Genomic DNA, 16531 nt, shown 5'->3' with positions numbered 1-16531 from the left:
CGGTCTTCCTCAGGAACATGGCGGAATGCAGTGTGACACGGATGGCCGAGTCGAGGAATCCGGCTCACCCAAGCTTGGTCTTCACTACAGCCGATTTTGGCGTTCTCACCGAACTTAGCGTCAATCAACTCAAATACATACGCCTCGCCAGACGCCGCAAAATCGGGTTACGCACAGGCGAATCCGCGAAGACGGGCTAGAACGCGGGCACGGCGGCAGGGCCTTCCTGCGCCGTGTTCACCACCATGGACACGAAGGGACACGAAGTCCGCCTTCGTGTCCCTTCGTGTCCTTCGTGGTGAAAACGCCGGCCGGGCGCGCCTTATGTCAGGCCGCCGCCTTCTGGTAATCCTTCACGTCGGTGAACGCGATCTTCGGCCAGCGCTCCTGCTCGTAGCGCAGGTTGAAGGCGCTGGTCGCCATGAACACCGGCGCGCCGTCGAGGTCGGTCGCCAGCGACGAGGGATAGGCGGCCAGAAACTTGTCCATCTCGGCCTTGTCGCCCGAGGCGACCCAGCGGCAGACCTCGAACCGGCTCGGCTCGAACGAAACCGGCAGGCCGTATTCGGCGTCGAGCCGCTCGACCAGCACGTCGAGCTGCAGCGCGCCGACCACGCCGACGATCGCGGCCGCGCCGTCGTTGGGCTGGAACACCTGCACCACGCCCTCTTCCGCCATCTGCTGCAGCGCCTCGCGCAGCTTCTTGGCCTTCATCGCGTCGGCGAGCTTGACCCGGCGCAGGATTTCCGGGGCGAAGCTCGGCACGCCGCGGAACACGATCTCCTCGCCCTCCGTGAGCGTGTCGCCGATGCGCAGCAGCCCGTGGTTGGGGATGCCGACCACGTCGCCGGCGAAGGCTTCTTCCGCCAGCGAGCGGTCCTGGGCGAAGAAGAACTGCGGCGCCGACAGCGTCACCGGCTTGCCGGTGCGCACCAGTCGCGCCCGCATGCCGCGCTGCAGCTTTCCCGAGCACACCCGCATGAAGGCGATGCGGTCGCGGTGGTTCGGGTCCATGTTCGCCTGGATCTTGAACACGAAGCCGGTCATCTTCGGCTCGTCCGCCTTCACCGTGCGGCTCGCGGCGGCTTGCGCGCGCGGGCTCGGCGCGAACTCGGCCATGGCGTCGATCAGGTCCTTGACCCCGAAATCCTTGAGCGCGCTGCCCCACAGCACCGGCGTCAGGTGCCCCTCGAGGAAAGCCGTCTTGTCGAAGGCCTTGAGGCCCTCGACGGCGAGGGTCAGCTCCTCCCTCGCTTCCGCCCGCTCGTGCTCGGGCAGCAATTCCATGACGCGCGGATCGTCGGGGCCGTTGACGGGAATCGTCGCGGCGTCCTTGCCGAGCGGGGTGAGCGTGCTGCGGCGGATGTCGTACTGGCCGGCGAGCGAGCGGCCGCGGCCGATCGTCCAGGTGAGCGGGGCGGTGTCGAGCGCCAGCGTCTTTTCGATCTCGTCCAGAAGGTCGAACGGGTCGCGCGTCTCGCGGTCCATCTTGTTGATGAAGGTGACGATCGGGATGTCGCGCAGCCGGCAGACCTCGAACAGCTTTCGCGTCCGCGCTTCGATCCCCTTGGCGGCGTCGATCACCATCACCGCCGAATCGACCGCGGTCAGCGTGCGATAGGTGTCCTCGGAAAAATCCTCGTGGCCGGGGGTGTCGAGCAGGTTTAAGACGCAGTCGGCGTATTCGAAGGTCATCACCGAGGTGACGACGGAGATTCCGCGCTCGCGCTCGATGCCCATCCAGTCCGAGCGGGTCTGCCGCCGGTTGGCCTTGGCGCGCACCTCGCCCGCGAGCTGGATGGCGCCGCCGAACAGCAGGATCTTTTCGGTGAGCGTGGTCTTGCCGGCGTCGGGGTGCGAGATGATCGCAAAGGTGCGGCGGCGCGCGACGGGGTTGGCTTCGGACATGGGTTCCGGGTTTTCGGAGAGGTTTCGTCTGGTCTAATGCGGCGGCGAGGCAAGGGGAAGGGGATCGGGCATTGGACGAAGAGGCAAAATTTGTCAAGCAACTCTCAACGTGACACAAGCCGTCATCTTTGGCATAATACGGTCACCCGCAAGTGAGGCGTCGATGACGTATCAACTCAATGTCGCCGCAAATGGCCGGGTGGTCCTGCCAGCGGATGTCCGACGACGAATGGGATTGTCCGAGGGCGGAGCTTTGCTGGTCGAGGAGACCCCGGACGGCTTGATCCTCAGGACCGTCGAGCAGGCCGTCGCCCATGCCCAGGCGCTGGCTCGGAAATACACCGCCGACAGCCCGAATGCGTCCGTGGAGGCCTTTCTCCACAACCGACGAGAAGACAGCGGCGAATGACGGAGGTCGTGCTCGACGCTTCCGCGCTGATCGCGCTCCTCAAGGACGAGCCGGGGGGAGCGAAGGTGGCGGGCGTCTTGAGAGCGGCATGCATGGGCGCTGTGAATTTCGCAGAGGTCGTCAGCCATTTCGTTCACGCCGGCATGCCTCCGCACGCGGTGGACGCGATGCTCGCGCCGCTGCCCCTGAGAATTGTGGAGGCGGATGCGGCGCTGGCCCGAGCCGCGGGCGGACTGCGCAAGATCACGGCGGATGCCGGGCTTTCGCTCGGCGATCGCTTCTGCCTCGCCCTCGCGGTGAAGAAATGCGCGCCCGCCTGGACCACTGACCGACAATGGCTGGCGATCTCCGAGCGGATCGGCGCCGAAGTCATTCTCATCCGGTAGCGCTGCGAAAAGGATCGCCACTATGCGGCCTGCGCGCGCATCGTGTTTGCGTCCGTACTCGACAATCGCTTGACCTCGTGGCGGAGGACAGCGAGGGAACTGTCCATGGACTGCCGGGGCGCAAGGCGGTTTCGGGCGTGGAAGCCGGCCTGGCGCGGCGGGCTCCCGTGAAGAAGGATCTCATGACATGCAACGGTTTTTGAAGCTCGTCGCCGCCGGGGCGACCCTGTTCGCCGCGGCCGCGCCGGCCGCGGCCTGCACCCGCGCTCTCTACGTGGCCGACGACGGTCTCGTCATCACCGGCCGCAACATGGACTGGGCCGAGGACATGCACACCAACCTCTGGGCCTTTCCGCGCGGAATCGCGCGTGACGGCGCGGGCGGCGAGAACACCCCGAAATGGACGGCCAAGTACGGCAGCGTGATCGCGACTGGATACGACATCGGCACGGCCGACGGCATGAACGAGGCCGGGCTCGTCGCCAACGTGCTCTATCTCGCCGAATCCGACTACGGGCCGGTCGACGGCAAGCCCGTCCTGTCGATCAGCCTGTGGGCCCAGTATGCGCTCGACAATTTCGCCACCGTCGCCGAGGCGGTCGACGCCCTCGCCAAGGAGCCGTTCCGCGTCGTCGCGCCGAAGCTCCCCAACGGCGAGGGCGCCCAGCTTCACCTCGCCCTGTCCGACCCGAGCGGCGATTCCGCGATCTTCGAGTACCTCCACGGCAAGCTCGTCATCCACCACGGCAAGGCGTACCGGGTCATGACCAACTCGCCGAGCTACGACCAGCAGCTCGCCCTCGACAGCTACTGGCGGGAGATCGGCGGGATGACCTTCCTGCCCGGCACGGTCCGCGCGGCCGACCGGTTCGTGCGCGCCTCCTTCCTGCTCGGCGCGGTCCCGACCAAACCCGATCCGAAGGTCATCACCGCGGTCCCGGAGCAGAAGTTCGCCTACCAGGCCGCGGCGAGCGTGCTCGGCGTGATGCGCGCGGTCAGCGTGCCGCTCGGCATCGCCGCGCCCGGCGAGCCCAACATCGCCTCGACCCTCTGGCGCACCGTCGCCGACCAGACCGACCGGATCTACTTCTTCGACAGCGCCACGAGCCCGGATTCCTTCTGGGTTTCGCTCGCCGACCTCGACCTCAAGGAAGGGGCGCCAGTGAAAAAGCTGACGGTCGCGGGCGGCAGGATCTATTCCGGCGAGGTCGCCGACAAGTTCGCGCCGACGCCCGCCTTCCCCTTCCTGCCCGCAACCGGAATGTGATCGGCCGCCTGCACGGGACGGCGCATTGCCACTGCGGCGCGCCCGGCGTAAACGCCGGGCTTGCGAGGCTGCGGGCCGGCGGGCTGGAGGCGTCTTCAGGAGAGCGGCATGGCGGACGACGACGACGAACGCTTGCGGTCCGGCCTGGACAAGCTCAAGGCCTCGCTGTCGAAGGCGCGGGAAGCCCAGGGGCCGGCGCCGGTTCCCCGGGATCGGGTCTCCGAGGCGGCCCGCGGCGATTCCGGCGTCTCGCTCGGCATGCGCGCGGGCAGCGAATTCATTTCGGCGATCATCGTCGGTTCCGGCGTCGGCTGGGCGCTCGACCGCCTGCTCGGCACGAACCCGGCGTTCCTGATCGTCTTCTTCATGCTCGGGGTGGCGGCGGGCGTCTGGGGCGTCGTCCGCCTGACTTCGCCCAAAGGCGGGGGCTCGGCGCGCGATTCCCGCTTGTCTCATCCGGACGCCGCAGATAAAGGGTTTTCGCGCTCGGCTCCGGCAGCGGAGCCTGACGCCTCGCCTGGGCGGGGGGCGTCCCGCGGAGCCAAAGAGGCCTCCGGCGGGGCGGACGACGACGAGGATTAAGACACGTGGCGACCGATGCGGGACCGGCGATCAATCCGATCGAACAGTTTTCCATTCATGAAATCCTCCCGATTTCGATAGCGCACGTCAATTTCTCCCTGACCAATTCCGGACTCTACATGCTGCTCGCGGTGGCGGTGAGCTGCCTGATCGCCGCGATCGGGGCGCGCGGCGGCTCCGGGGTGCCCGGCCGGGTGCAGGCGCTGGCGGAAATGGGCTACGAGTTCATCGCCGGCATGGTCCGCTCGGCCGCCGGCGAGCACGGGATGCGCTTCTTCCCGCTCGTATTCAGCATCTTCTTCTTCATCCTGATCTCGAATCTGGTCGGCCTGATTCCCTATTCGTTCACCGTCGCGAGCCAGATCATCATCACCGTGGCGCTGGCGCTGATGGTGTTCTTCACCGTGGTCTTCATCGGCGTGAAGGAGCACGGCGCGGGCTTCCTCAAACTGTTCGTGCCGTCGGGCGTGCCGATCTACATCCTGCCGCTGGTGGTGGCGATCGAGATCATCTCGTTCCTGTCGCGGCCGCTCAGCCATTCGGTTCGTTTGTTCGCCAACATGCTCGCCGGCCACATCACGCTCAACGTGTTCGGCGGCTTCGTCGTCATGCTGCTCGGCGCGGGCGCGGCGACCGGCGTCCTCGCCGTCCTGCCCTTCGCGATGACGATCGGACTCTACGCCCTCGAACTGCTGGTCGCGTTCCTGCAGGCTTATGTGTTTGCGATGCTGACCTGCATGTATCTCAACGACGCGATTCACCCCGGCGGTCACTGACACCTCCGATCCTCCCCCAACGAACCGACGAACACCACAGGAGCAACGCATGGAACCGCATGAACTCGCCATTGCCGCCAAGTATGTCGGCGCTGGTCTCGCCGCCATCGGAACGGGCGCGGCCGGCATTGGCGTCGGCACGCTGTTCGGCCAGTTCCTCAACGGCGCGCTGCGCAACCCGTCGGCGGTCGACGGCCAGTTCGGCCGCCTGATCTTCGGCTTCGCGGTGACGGAAGCGCTCGGCATCTTCGCGCTCCTGATCGCGTTCCTGCTGCTGTTCGCCGTCTGACGAGAGCCGGCGCCGCAATCGTATTGTTCGGGAAGGCGCGCTAGCGGAGCCTTCCCGCGTCACCGCATCCCAAAGGTCGCGCGATGGCTGAGGCCCAACAAACCCAAACGGAAGTCGGCCAGGAGGGCGGAAGCCACTCCAGCTTCCCGCCGTTCGACGCGAGCACGTTTCCCTCGCAGCTTCTCTGGTTCGCGATCGCGTTCGGCTTCCTCTATTGGTTCATGTCGAAGCGCGCGCTGCCCGCGATCGGCAAGGTGATCGAGGACCGCAAGGCGCGGATCGCCCGCGATCTCGACGACGCCACCGCCATGCAGCAGAAGGCCGACGCCGCCGCCGCCGCGCACGAGAAGATGCTGGCCGAGGCGCGCGCCAACGCGCAGGCCCTGGCCCAGGCGGCGCGCGACCAGGCGGCCGCCGAAACCGACACGAAGCGCAAGGCGCTCGAGGCCGATCTGGCCGGCAAGATCGCCGAGGCGGAAAAGCAGATCGCCGCCACCCGCGACCAGGCGATGACCAACGTCGCCGAGATCGCGCGCGACGCGGCCGGCGCGATCATCGAGCGGCTCGGCGGACGCCCGGCCGATCCTGCGGCGGTCAAGGCCGCGGTCGAGCAAGTCCGGTCCTGAGCGGAGAGCGACGATGCATTACGACGCCGAATTTTTCGTTCTCTGCGGGTTCATTGTCTTCGTCGGCCTGCTCGTCTATCTCGGCGCGCACAAGGCGGTCCTGAAGGCCCTCGACGCGCGCGGCGAGGCGATCCAGAAGGAGCTCGACGAGGCCGCCAAACTCCGCAACGAAGCGGTCGCGCTTCTGGCCAGCTTCGAAAAGAAGCGGGCCGAGGCCGAGGCCAGCGCCGCCGCGATCGTGGCGGAGGCCAAGGCGCAGGCCGAGCAGCTCAAGAAGGACGCGGTCGAGCGCATGAACGACTTCATCGCCCGGCGCACCCGGCAGGCGGAGTCGAAGATCGCCTTCGCCGAGGCGCAGGCGGCGGCGGACGTGCGCGCGGCTGCGGCCGATCACGCCGCCAAGGCGGCCGAACTGGTGCTCGCCGGCCAGATGCAGGGCGCCGGCGGCGCCGATCTCGTCTCGCGCGAGATCGAAGGGCTGAAGGCGCGCCTGAACTGAACGCAAGGGCCGTCGGCCGCGTCGCGACCGCTGGCGGCGGGATGGGATAGGCGGCGGCCGCGCTTGATTTGCCGACCGCCGCGACGCATTGTCCGGCGGCGCGCCGTTCGCGAGACGCGGGCCGCGCTGCCGAGTTGGGGGATGACAACCATGCTTCGCGCCATCATGGGTTCGCTGGCGTTTCTGGGCGCCGTGTCTCTGGCGCACGCCGATGCGCCCGGACCGCAGCCGATCACGCAATACGAGACCCCGGCCGAGGCGATGTGGAAGCCGTTCTCGGCCGACCTGCCGACGTGCGACGACGCCGGCGTGCTGTCGACGATCTCCGGGCGCTTCGCCGAGGCCGAGAACACCTACTGGGGCGGCGTCAACGCCGTCTCCGGCATCGACGGCGTGCGCGAGATCGGTTTCCGCGCCAACGGCCTCGCCTACATTCCGCGGCGCTATTGCGTCGGGCGCGCCGCCGTCGTCGATTCCCGCGACCCGCCGCCGCAGCGTCCGACGGAGCACACCGTCGTCTACGAGGTGGTCGCCGCGGGAGGAATCATCGGCTGGAGCTGGGGCGTCCAGTGGTGCGTCGAGGGCTTCGATCGCAACCAGGCCTATTCGCCGGACTGCCACGTCCTGCGGCCGATTCTCGAGCGCTGGCTCGGCGAGCAGCCGGCGGTCGTCAAGGCGCGCTACTGACCCCGGACCGCGGCCCGATGACGCGGCTCGCGGTCGCGGCCCTCGTCCTCGTGGGACTGTGCGCCGCCGCTTCCGCGGCCCGCGCCGACGAACCGCCGGCCGCGACGGCGCCGTTCGATTATTACGTGCTGGCGCTGAGCTGGTCGCCGGGCTTCTGCGCCCTCGGCGGCGAACGGAAGTCGCCGCGCCAGTGCGCGCCCGGCGCCGGATACGGCTTCGTGGTCCACGGCCTCTGGCCCGACAATCGGTTCGGCCCCGACCCGGAGGATTGCGGCGACGCCGACGTCTCGGACGCCGACCTCGCCGCCGCCCGCGGCCTCTATCCGACCGATGGGCTCGCGGCCTACGAATACCGCAAGCACGGGACCTGCAGCGGCCTCGCCCCGGCCGATTATTTCGCGGCGGTGCGCGCCGCGCGCGACGGACTGGCGATCCCGCCGCAGTTCCAGGGCGTGAGCGCCTGGACGCGCATGGACCCGGAGGCGATCCGGCGGGCGTTCATCGCCGCCAACGCCAACATGCGGCCCGACAATCTCGCCGTGACCTGCGCCAGGGGCCAGCTCGTCGACGTGCGCGTGTGCCTGTCGAAAACCCTGCGTGCCTTCGCCGCCTGCCCGCAGGTGGCGCGCAACAGCTGCCGGCGCGATTCGATCCTCGTCGCGCCGCTCAGGTGAACCCGGCCCGGACTCCCCCGCGATGAATTACCGTCACGCCTTCCACGCCGGCAATTTCGCCGACGTCGTCAAACACGCGATTTTGGCGCGGATTCTCGAATACCTGAAGCGAAAGGACGCGCCCTTCCGCTTCATCGACACTCACGCCGGCGCGGGGCGCTACGACCTGACGTCGCCCGAGGCCCGTCGCTCGCCCGAATGGCGCGACGGCGTGCAGCGGGTGCTGACCGCCTCGCCGCCTCCCGCCGTCGCGGCGCTCCTGGAGCCCTATCTCCGGGCGCTCGGGCCGCTCGACGCATCGGGCGTCCCGGCCTTCTATCCCGGCTCGCCGGCGGTCGCGCAGACGCTGATGCGCGCCGACGACCGGATCGCGCTCTGTGAGGCCCATCCGGAGGAGCGCGAAAAGCTCGTCGCCGCGCTCGGCCACGACAGCCGCCTCAGCATCGTCGGCACCGACGGCTATGTCGCCCTCAACGCCTACCTGCCGCCGCGGGAGCGGCGCGGGCTGGTCCTGATCGACCCGCCGTTCGAGGCGCCGGACGAGCCGAAGCGGGTGGAGGAGGCGCTGCGCCGGGCCCTGCGCAAATGGCCGATCGGCGTCTTCCTCGCCTGGCGGCCGATCCGCGAGGCGGCGGCGGACGCGCATGTCCTCAACAACCTCGCAGCCCTCGGCCTGCCCGCCATGCTCCGCATCGAGATCGACGTCGGTCCGGGTCCGGCCGGCGCCCAGGGACAGCGCCCGCTTTCGCGCGCCGGTCTTCTCGTCGTCAACCCGCCGCACACGCTGATCGACGAGGCGCGCGTCCTCCTGCCGTGGCTTGCGGGCGTCATGGGGCGCGACGGCCGCGGCGCCTCCGTGTGCGCCTGGCTCACGCCGCCGCGGTGACGGCGCTTGCCGGGAGCGCGCGGAGTCGTTTAAGACTGAACGATTAACCGATCGGGGGGAGCCCAATGTCTCTGCCGGAAGTCCTGAAAGGCAGGCTGCGCCTGCCCGTCGTGGGCGCGCCGCTGTTCATCATCTCGCATCCGGCGCTGGTGATCGCCCAGTGCAAGGCGGGAATCGTCGGCTCGTTCCCGGCGCTGAACGCGCGGCCGCTCTCCCAGCTCGACGAGTGGCTGCACGAGATCACCGAGGCGCTGGCGGCGCACGACAAGGCCCATCCCGAGCGCCCCTCGGCGCCGTTCGCGGTCAACCAGATCGTGCACAAGTCGAACGCGCGCCTCGAGCAGGACCTCGAACTGACCGTCAAGTGGAAGGCGCCGATCGTGATCACCTCGCTCGGCGCGCGCGAGGACGTGAACCAGGCCGTGCACGGCTACGGCGGGATCACGCTGCACGACATCATCACCAACCGCTTCGCCCGCAAGGCGGTCGAGAAGGGGGCGGACGGCCTGATCGCGGTCGCCGCCGGCGCCGGCGGCCACGCCGGCTCGATGTCGCCGTTCGCGCTGGTTCAGGACATCCGCGAATGGTTCGACGGGCCGCTGCTGCTGTCGGGGGCGATCGCCACCGGGAGGGCGATTCTCGCGGCCGAGGCCATGGGCGCCGACCTCGCCTACATCGGCTCGGCCTTCATCGCCACCGAGGAAGCGCGCGCGATCGACGCCTACAAGCAGGCGATCGTCGAGAGCGACGCCTCCGACATCGTCGGCTCGAGCCTGTTCACCGGCATTTTCGGCAACTACCTCAGGCCGTCGATCGTGAAGGCGGGCCTCGACCCGGACAACCTGCCGGCCGGGGAAGCCAAGGCGATGAATTTCGCCTCGGGCGGCGCATCCGACGCCAAGGCGTGGCGCGACATCTGGGGCAGCGGGCAGGGCATCGGCGCGGTCAAGGCGGTGCATCCGGTCGCCGACCTCGTCGCGCGCTTCGAGCGCGAATATCTCGAGGCCAAGCGGCGCATCTGCGGCTGACGCCGGCCGGCCGGGCCGTCGGGTCCGGCCGCTCGAACGCGACGAGTCCGGTCGACGTCCCGGCGGCGGCCGTCAAGCGTGCGCATCGGCGTCAGAGTGGATAGCGGGGAAAAGCCGGGCCGAGGCGACGTCCCGCCTTGGCTCGGGCGCGGCGCCGGGGCTATGACCCCGGGCGGCGGACACGGCCCGCGCGAGCCTCGACTTTGTCGAGGCTCGCGCGACGGCGTATCCTCGCGTCGCTGATTCGCGTGTCTTTCGCGTTCGCCCTCACACTCCAGCTGTAGAAAGACGCGACAACGCCCATGGCGACCGTCGAAGCCCTGATCCCACGCCCCGCCGCAACCGAGGCGCGCCCCTACCGCGTTCCGCCGGCGAACGTCGAAGCCGAACAGGCGCTGCTCGGGGCGATCCTGATCAACAACGACGCCTTCGACCGCGTCTCCGACTTCCTGCGCAGCGAGCATTTCGTCGAGGAGCTGCATCGCCGCATCTACGAGATCGCGGGCGCGATGATCCGCCAGGGCAAGCTCGCGACGCCGATCACGCTCAAGACGTTCCTCGGCGACCACGACCTCGGCGGCATGACCGTGTCGCAATATCTGGCGCGGCTCGCGACCGAAGCCACCACCATCATCAACGCCTACGACTACGGGCGCAGCATCTACGACCTCGCGCTGCGGCGCGACCTGATCGGCATCGGCGAGGACGTGGTCAACGTCGCCTACGACGCCCCCGTCGACTCGAGCCCGCGCGAGCAGATCGAGGAGGCGGAGCGGCGGCTCTACGCGATCGCCGAGGGCGGGCGCTACGACGGCGGGTTCCAGCGCTTCTCGGACGCGCTCAAGATCGCCGTCGACATGGCGGCCAGGGCCTACGAGCGCGAGGGGTCGCTGTCGGGCATCGCCACCGGCCTGCACGACCTCGACCGCTACATGGGCGGCCTGCAGGCGTCGGACCTGGTGATCCTCGCCGGGCGGCCGGGCATGGGCAAGACGGCGCTCGCCACCAACATCGCCTTCAACATCGCCCGCGCCTACGAGGGGCGGACCCGCGCCGACGGCGGCATGGAGACGGTCAACGGCGGCATCGTCGGCTTCTTCTCGCTGGAAATGTCGGCCGAGCAGCTCGCCACGCGCATCATCGCCGAGCAATCCAACGTCGCCTCCTACAAGATCCGCCGCGGGGACATCACCGAGGGCGAATTCCGCCGGGTCGCCGACGCCGTGACCGAAATGCAGGCGATTCCGTTCTACATCGACCAGACCGGCGGGGTCTCGATCGCGCAGCTGACGGCGCGGGCGCGGCGGCTCAAGCGCCAGAAGGGCCTCGATCTGCTGGTGATCGACTACATCCAGCTGATGACCGGCTCGAAGTCGCGCGACGGCAACCGGGTGCAGGAACTGACCGAGATCACCACCGGCCTCAAGTCGCTCGCCAAGGAACTGGCGGTGCCGATCGTGGCGCTGTCGCAGCTCTCGCGTCAGGTCGAGTCGCGCGACGACAAGCGGCCGCAGCTCTCCGACCTGCGCGAATCGGGCTCGATCGAGCAGGACGCCGACGTGGTGCTGTTCGTCTACCGCGAGGAATACTACCTCAAGAACAAGGAGCCGCGGCCGGGCGGGCCGGAACACATCGAGTGGATGACCAAGATGGAGAGCGCCCACGGTCGCGCCGAGGTGATCATCGGCAAGCAGCGCCACGGGCCGACCGGAACCGTCGAACTGCAATTCGACGCCGAGGTGACGCGGTTCAGCTCGCTCGCGCGGGAAGACGCGATCGCGGAGATAAGGTAGGGCATGAAGTCCGAGGCGCGGCGACGGAGTTGTCGCCGGCGGGCGGGATTGCAAGCGTTCAGGCCGGGCCGTAAGCGCGGCGCTCAGCTGGAGCGGGAACTCGATCCGAGCGATCCAAATTTCTGAGGCTACGATGAGCGGGGCGTGCAATCGCTACGGCGAACGGCGCGAGAGGGCCGGTTAGCTTAGCTAGCGTTTCGGAAGACCACCGAGGCGCAGTCTCAGACAATGGAGCCGAGCGCTCGGTGTCCCGATCAACGCTGGCTAGAGGAGCACCTCCAGAGGAGTGCTCCTTCACGATGGTGATTGTTTCCTCCTGTCCCGCGGGCGTGGGAGGGTCGTCGTAGCTTTTCGTTTAGCACGGAGTCCCTGTTGGGCGCCTGTTCGGCAAAGTCTCTTGCAACCCGGCGCGATTCACAATACTCTCCTCGCAAGCGTAAGTAAAAAGTGTTGTTGTTAAAGTACGAAGCTCTGGCGTGCTCTCTATGCCGGCTTGGTAGATTCAAACAAATTTTATAACGCTTAGCGAATCGAGAGGTTCGAGATGCGCACTCTCTTTTTTTTGATCGCCGTGGCGCTTCCCATCCCCGCCTTTGCTGATGAATTCAATCTGGCTGCGCCTGAAAGCGTTTCGCAACTTGAACCTGTGCATGTCTGGGCAACGCAGTATTATGATCATGCGGCAAAAGCGAACGAGGGTGCCGGGTCAGTCGCCTTGCGCGACAAGGACGGCCATGACCTTGGAGTTTCTCTCTCCAAAAAGGATTGGTGCAACGCCGCGATGGAAGGCACGGTAATCGTTACAGCCGGCAGCCAAGTCCGCGCATTTAATGCGGGGGGACTAGGCGCTGAGGATCAGACAGATTGCGGAGATGTGTTCCCGAAGGTAAGTGATAGAACTAAGGCGAATATTCGTAAGCAGAGGTTTTTTGAACTGGAAGCCAAAGACAAATTTGGAATGGGTGGGACCGACAAATACCGTCTAATCCCCTACCGGTCAATCGCCGTTGATCGTGATACGATTCCATGGGGTACAGCGTTATTTATACCGCGACTTAAGGGGGCGAGGATAACGCTTCCCGACGGGTCTACGGCTGTGCATGATGGATATGTTTATGCCGTTGACCGCGGAAGTGAGATTAACGGCAGTCATATCGATTTTTTCACGGGCGTAAACCGCGTGAACCCGGCGCCCGGTGTTATTACCTCAACTCCGAAACGTGGATTTGTTGCGTACATTGTGAAAGATGATTCGGTCGTTTCGACTCTGCGCTCTCAGCACGTGAGGTATGGGGACTAGGCGTCATTAAATATTCGAACTGGCTGAGGACTCGATACGCGTCAGGGCGGATATTAGGATGACTTGGTGACGGCACGTTTCGTTTATCTCAGTGCTTCGCTTCGTATCGGGCGCCAAGATGACCGCTTGGAGAGTGCTTTGACGTGTTCGTGAAGGTCCTCCGGCAACGGCGGCGCGTTGCAGTCCCGCCGTTCCTGACGGGCGCCGTGAATGCGTATAAGCGCTGCCTCGCACGCGTCCTACAGACGGAAGCCCTCTCGGAGTCTGCGCCTGTTCCAGGCCGATCCCGAATTACCGCACGACCGGCGGCGACCCCCTTTACGCGTCGGCCCGCAGAACCTACTCGGGCCAGACGTCGCCCGTCGCCTCCTCGAACGTCCACGGGCAGGCCGCCGGAAATTCCTCCTCGTCCATCGCGGTCTCCCTGGCGGCCTTGAGGATCGCGACGTCGTAGGCCGCGGCCATGGCTTCGCCGGTCTTCGCGCGCAGGCTCGGATTGTCGGCGAGGTGGTTGAGGACTTCCTTGCGCTGTTCCTTGATCGTCAGGCTCGAGCTCCGTCCCCGAAGGTTCGGCTGAAATCGCCATTTGAGAAGATGCAGGAGAAGAATGGTCAGGCGGCTCACGAGTTCGCGCTTCTCCGCCCGACCCAAGGATTCGATCTCCTCCGCGATGTGTTCGACGTCGGCTTCGGCGAGCCTGCCGCTGCGCAGCAGCGCCGCCTGCTCGTGCGCCCACGCGTAGAAGTCGCTGTCGTAGGCGGTTTTCATCGGCTTGTTCCTCTCCTGGGCATCCTACGCAACTCCCTACGTTGTCATGCCCGCGAAAGCGGGCATCCAGAGCCGCGGGGCGAAGGCTGGGGCAGTGCGGGGCCGCGACGACGCTTGTGCCAGGTTGAACCGCTCGATCCCCGCTTTCGCGATGCACATATCCATTGGACGCGCGTACCCTTCCCCAGCTTTGCTGGGGAAGGTGGCCCGTCAGGGCCGGATGGGGTGTGGAAAGCAGGATTCCTGCGGCGACACGGGGACGGCGACGGTCGGGCAATCCGTCCAGCGCCGATGAAGCGGCCCACACCCCATCCGGCGCTGCGCGCCGCCTTCCCCGCTTCGCGGAGAAGGGGGAACGCCCCGGGCGCTGCGAAAGGAAAGGACTTGTGTGCATCTGCTGGCGCTTTCGCGGGGAGGACAGTGGAGGAGTTTCCGAGCGCGCCCCGGCAGTCGCCATCTGAGAGAGTTGGGTTTCGATCGTTCGGTCACCGTCAGGGCTTGTCGATATCCGGCCATTCGTTCTTGGCAGCGCGGTTGGCGAGCGCGAGGCGGGGGTCAAGGATGCGAAGCACCGGCAACGCCGGCGCGCGCGAAGCGTGCGTCCTTGACGTCCGCCTCGTCGTCTCGCCGATAATGAACAGCAAGAGCGAAATGGCCCGTCGGACACTGTCCGACAGATCCAGTCCAAGTTTATACACGCCATCCTACCCGAAACCAACGACCGGACCGTCGAGCCCCGGTTCTCCGCCGGGGGCAACCCCGTTCCGCGCGCTCACGCGGGAAGACACGATCGCAGAAATCCGCTAGGAAGCCGTCCGAGGACACGACGCGGACGCAATCCCGCCCTGAACGGAACGGATATCGGACGTCCCGGCGCGTATTTCGGCGCGCCTCACATTGGAGTTTGGCATGAACCTGACCGCCGCCCTCGGCTTCGCCGCCGCCCTCGCCGGGGCCGCGCTCTCGACCGCCCTGCCGGCGCGGGCCGACGAATTCTCGCCGGCGCAGAAGCAGGAGCTCGGCGCGTTCATCCACGACTATCTGGTCGCCAATCCGGAAGTCCTCAAGGAGGCGATCGAGGCGCTCGACAAGCACGACAAGGACACCGCCGAGGCGGAGCGCCAGAAGGTCGTCGCGGGCCAGGCCGGGCCGCTGTTCACCTCGAAATATCAGGCGACGATCGGCAACCCGAACGGTTCGGCGACGCTGGTCGAATTCTTCGATTACAACTGCCACTACTGCAAGGGCGCGCTGCCCGACATCGCCAAGCTGATCAAGGACGATCCCAACCTGAAGGTCGTGCTCAAGGACTTCCCCGTCCTCGGGCCGGGCTCGGTCGAGGCCGCCAAGGTCGCCGCCGCCGCGCGCAACCAGCTTCCCGGCGACAAGTTCTGGGCCTTCCATACCAAGCTTCTCTCCGCGCGCGGGCCGGTCGGCAAGGCGGAGGCGATGGCGGTGGCGAAGGACCTCGGGCTCGACATGGACAAGCTCAACAAGGACATGGACAGCGCCGACGTCAAGGCGGGCCTCGACGAGACGATGCAGCTCGCCGACGCGCTCCAGATCAACGGCACGCCGACCTTCGTGCTCGGTCAGGATCTCGTGGTCGGCGCGGTCGGCTACGACCAGCTCAAGAACAAGGTCGACTCGGTCCACAAGTGCGGCCGCGTCGCCTGCTAGGCGATCGGCGACGCGGCGGCCGCGTCCTTTTTGCCGGCGGCGCGGGGGCGTCAGGGGGAGCGTCGGGCGCGCCGGGCGGGCGTCGTTCTGAATCGACAGGCGAGGTTTCGAAGTGACCGCCATCCAAGCCATCATCATGGCCGTTCTTCAGGGCGTGACGGAGCTGTTTCCGATCTCGAGCCTCGGCCACGCCGTCATCCTGCCGCGCCTGCTCGCCTGGAACGTCGATCTCAGGGCGCCCGACTGGCTCGCCTATCTGACGGTGATGCATCTGGGAACCGCGATCGCGCTGCTCGCCTACTTCTGGCGCGACTGGTACGCTTTCGCGGTGTCGCTGATCGGCCTGCGCGGCGAGCGGTCGATCGCCGACCGCCGCGTCCTGCTGCTCGTCGTGCTCGCCACGATCCCGGCCGTGGTCATCGGCGCCGGGCTGCACAAGATCCTGACCGAGGCGTTCGGGTCGCCGGCGGTCGCGGCGGCGTTCCTGATCGTCAACGGCTTCCTGCTCTATTTCGGCGACCTCGTCGCCGGCGAGACGGTCGGAAAGCTCGACCAGCTCAACTGGAAGGGGGCGCTGGCGGTCGGCTTCGCTCAGTGCTTCGCCCTCATTCCCGGCATTTCCAGATCCGGCTCGACCATCGTGGCCGGCGTGATCGCGGGTTTGCGGCACGAGGAATCGGCCCGATTCTCCTTCCTCATGGGCACGCCGATCATTCTCGCGGCCAACGTCTACGAGGCGCCGAAGCTCTTGAGGGAAGGCGCGACCCTCGGCCCGATGGCGATCCTGTCCGGCGTGGTGGCGGGAATCGTCGCCTATCTCAGCGTGTTGTTCCTGATGCGCTACTTTCACAAGAACGAATTCGAGGCGCTGCGGCCGTTCGCCTATTATTGCTGGGCGGCCGGCGCCCTGTTCCTGGCGATCGTCCTGTTCAGCTGATTCGAAGCGCGCGGACCTTGGCGGCGGGCGCCGCCG

Annotated in this window: 18 protein-coding genes; 16 read left to right on the top strand and 2 right to left on the bottom strand. The window is 67.1% G+C overall.

The genetic code is table 11. The features are described 5' to 3' along the window. Window positions 1–327: 327 nt before the first annotated feature. A complete protein-coding gene (locus DFR50_RS04275; RefSeq protein ID WP_113887956.1) occupies window positions 328–1908 on the bottom strand; it encodes a peptide chain release factor 3 in 1581 nt (526 codons plus the stop codon). A gap of 163 nt (window positions 1909–2071) precedes the next feature. Here DFR50_RS04275 and DFR50_RS04270 point away from each other — a divergent pair, with 163 nt between their 5' ends. From DFR50_RS04270 to DFR50_RS04205, 14 genes are all read left to right on the top strand, one after another. Beyond that, entirely contained in the window at window positions 2072–2317 is a 246-nt protein-coding gene (locus DFR50_RS04270; RefSeq protein WP_113887955.1) for an AbrB/MazE/SpoVT family DNA-binding domain-containing protein, read from the top strand. Next, window positions 2314–2703 (top strand): type II toxin-antitoxin system VapC family toxin, encoded by a 390-nt coding sequence (locus DFR50_RS04265; RefSeq protein ID WP_113887954.1) that lies wholly within the window; start codon window positions 2314–2316, stop codon window positions 2701–2703. The genes DFR50_RS04270 and DFR50_RS04265 overlap by 4 nt, the downstream gene beginning before the upstream one ends. Window positions 2704–2890: 187 nt before the next feature. After that, complete coding sequence (locus tag DFR50_RS04260; RefSeq protein WP_113887953.1) at window positions 2891–3970, top strand: linear amide C-N hydrolase; 1080 nt, start codon at window positions 2891–2893, stop codon at window positions 3968–3970. A 108-nt stretch (window positions 3971–4078) separates the two neighbouring features. Beyond that, on the top strand, window positions 4079–4552 hold the full coding sequence (locus tag DFR50_RS04255; protein WP_113887952.1) for an AtpZ/AtpI family protein: 474 nt from the start codon (window positions 4079–4081) through the stop codon (window positions 4550–4552). A 5-nt stretch (window positions 4553–4557) separates the two neighbouring features. Further along, window positions 4558–5328: a F0F1 ATP synthase subunit A gene (locus tag DFR50_RS04250; protein ID WP_113887951.1), complete on the top strand. Its 771-nt coding sequence runs from the start codon at window positions 4558–4560 to the stop codon at window positions 5326–5328. A 49-nt stretch (window positions 5329–5377) separates the two neighbouring features. Then, on the top strand, window positions 5378–5617 hold the full coding sequence (locus tag DFR50_RS04245) for a F0F1 ATP synthase subunit C (RefSeq protein WP_113887950.1): 240 nt from the start codon (window positions 5378–5380) through the stop codon (window positions 5615–5617). A gap of 83 nt (window positions 5618–5700) precedes the next feature. After that, complete coding sequence (locus DFR50_RS04240; RefSeq protein WP_113887949.1) at window positions 5701–6243, top strand: F0F1 ATP synthase subunit B; 543 nt, start codon at window positions 5701–5703, stop codon at window positions 6241–6243. 13 nt (window positions 6244–6256) lie between these two features. After that, window positions 6257–6742, top strand: coding sequence for a F0F1 ATP synthase subunit B family protein (locus DFR50_RS04235; RefSeq protein WP_113887948.1), 486 nt, complete (start codon window positions 6257–6259; stop codon window positions 6740–6742). A 150-nt stretch (window positions 6743–6892) separates the two neighbouring features. Next, the gene (locus tag DFR50_RS04230; protein ID WP_113887947.1) at window positions 6893–7429 is read left to right on the top strand and encodes a hypothetical protein; all 537 of its coding nucleotides are present in this window, start codon (window positions 6893–6895) and stop codon (window positions 7427–7429) included. 17 nt (window positions 7430–7446) lie between these two features. Further along, entirely contained in the window at window positions 7447–8103 is a 657-nt protein-coding gene (locus DFR50_RS04225; protein WP_113887946.1) for a ribonuclease T2 family protein, read from the top strand. 22 nt (window positions 8104–8125) lie between these two features. Further along, window positions 8126–8989 carry a 23S rRNA (adenine(2030)-N(6))-methyltransferase RlmJ gene (locus DFR50_RS04220; RefSeq protein WP_113887945.1) on the top strand — a complete coding sequence of 288 codons (864 nt, stop codon included), beginning with the start codon at window positions 8126–8128 and terminating at the stop codon, window positions 8987–8989. Window positions 8990–9054: 65 nt separating this feature from the next. Next, window positions 9055–10017: an NAD(P)H-dependent flavin oxidoreductase gene (locus DFR50_RS04215; protein WP_113887944.1), complete on the top strand. Its 963-nt coding sequence runs from the start codon at window positions 9055–9057 to the stop codon at window positions 10015–10017. 302 nt (window positions 10018–10319) lie between these two features. Beyond that, window positions 10320–11810: a replicative DNA helicase gene (locus tag DFR50_RS04210; protein WP_113887943.1), complete on the top strand. Its 1491-nt coding sequence runs from the start codon at window positions 10320–10322 to the stop codon at window positions 11808–11810. A 544-nt stretch (window positions 11811–12354) separates the two neighbouring features. Next, a complete protein-coding gene (locus DFR50_RS04205) occupies window positions 12355–13110 on the top strand; it encodes a 3D domain-containing protein (protein WP_113887942.1) in 756 nt (251 codons plus the stop codon). A 339-nt stretch (window positions 13111–13449) separates the two neighbouring features. Here the strand turns inward: DFR50_RS04205 and DFR50_RS04200 are convergent, their stop codons facing one another. Next, window positions 13450–13878, bottom strand: a complete 429-nt coding sequence (locus tag DFR50_RS04200) for a DUF29 domain-containing protein (protein ID WP_113887941.1) — start codon at window positions 13876–13878, stop codon at window positions 13450–13452. Window positions 13879–14787: 909 nt separating this feature from the next. On the opposite strand from DFR50_RS04200, the gene DFR50_RS04195 reads away from it, so the two are divergent. Beyond that, entirely contained in the window at window positions 14788–15558 is a 771-nt protein-coding gene (locus tag DFR50_RS04195) for a DsbA family protein (RefSeq protein WP_113887940.1), read from the top strand. A 112-nt stretch (window positions 15559–15670) separates the two neighbouring features. After that, entirely contained in the window at window positions 15671–16495 is an 825-nt protein-coding gene (locus DFR50_RS04190; RefSeq protein ID WP_113887939.1) for an undecaprenyl-diphosphate phosphatase, read from the top strand. The last annotated feature ends 36 nt before the right edge of the window (window positions 16496–16531 follow it).

It is taken from the genome of Roseiarcus fermentans (assembly GCF_003315135.1).
Lineage (GTDB): Bacteria > Pseudomonadota > Alphaproteobacteria > Rhizobiales > Beijerinckiaceae > Roseiarcus > Roseiarcus fermentans.
Note: the sequence above shows the minus strand (reverse complement) of the source record. Positions and strands in the feature narration are given on the sequence as shown.

Coding starts and splice junctions, on each gene's coding strand:
- DFR50_RS04275 (WP_113887956.1), bottom strand. CDS start 1,908: ATGTCCGAAGCCAACCCCGTCGCGCGCCGCCGCACCTTTGCGATCATC.
- DFR50_RS04270 (WP_113887955.1), top strand. CDS start 2,072: ATGACGTATCAACTCAATGTCGCCGCAAATGGCCGGGTGGTCCTGCCA.
- DFR50_RS04265 (WP_113887954.1), top strand. CDS start 2,314: ATGACGGAGGTCGTGCTCGACGCTTCCGCGCTGATCGCGCTCCTCAAG.
- DFR50_RS04260 (WP_113887953.1), top strand. CDS start 2,891: ATGCAACGGTTTTTGAAGCTCGTCGCCGCCGGGGCGACCCTGTTCGCC.
- DFR50_RS04255 (WP_113887952.1), top strand. CDS start 4,079: ATGGCGGACGACGACGACGAACGCTTGCGGTCCGGCCTGGACAAGCTC.
- DFR50_RS04245 (WP_113887950.1), top strand. CDS start 5,378: ATGGAACCGCATGAACTCGCCATTGCCGCCAAGTATGTCGGCGCTGGT.
- DFR50_RS04240 (WP_113887949.1), top strand. CDS start 5,701: ATGGCTGAGGCCCAACAAACCCAAACGGAAGTCGGCCAGGAGGGCGGA.
- DFR50_RS04235 (WP_113887948.1), top strand. CDS start 6,257: ATGCATTACGACGCCGAATTTTTCGTTCTCTGCGGGTTCATTGTCTTC.
- DFR50_RS04230 (WP_113887947.1), top strand. CDS start 6,893: ATGCTTCGCGCCATCATGGGTTCGCTGGCGTTTCTGGGCGCCGTGTCT.
- DFR50_RS04225 (WP_113887946.1), top strand. CDS start 7,447: ATGACGCGGCTCGCGGTCGCGGCCCTCGTCCTCGTGGGACTGTGCGCC.
- DFR50_RS04220 (WP_113887945.1), top strand. CDS start 8,126: ATGAATTACCGTCACGCCTTCCACGCCGGCAATTTCGCCGACGTCGTC.
- DFR50_RS04215 (WP_113887944.1), top strand. CDS start 9,055: ATGTCTCTGCCGGAAGTCCTGAAAGGCAGGCTGCGCCTGCCCGTCGTG.
- DFR50_RS04210 (WP_113887943.1), top strand. CDS start 10,320: ATGGCGACCGTCGAAGCCCTGATCCCACGCCCCGCCGCAACCGAGGCG.
- DFR50_RS04205 (WP_113887942.1), top strand. CDS start 12,355: ATGCGCACTCTCTTTTTTTTGATCGCCGTGGCGCTTCCCATCCCCGCC.
- DFR50_RS04200 (WP_113887941.1), bottom strand. CDS start 13,878: ATGAAAACCGCCTACGACAGCGACTTCTACGCGTGGGCGCACGAGCAG.
- DFR50_RS04195 (WP_113887940.1), top strand. CDS start 14,788: ATGAACCTGACCGCCGCCCTCGGCTTCGCCGCCGCCCTCGCCGGGGCC.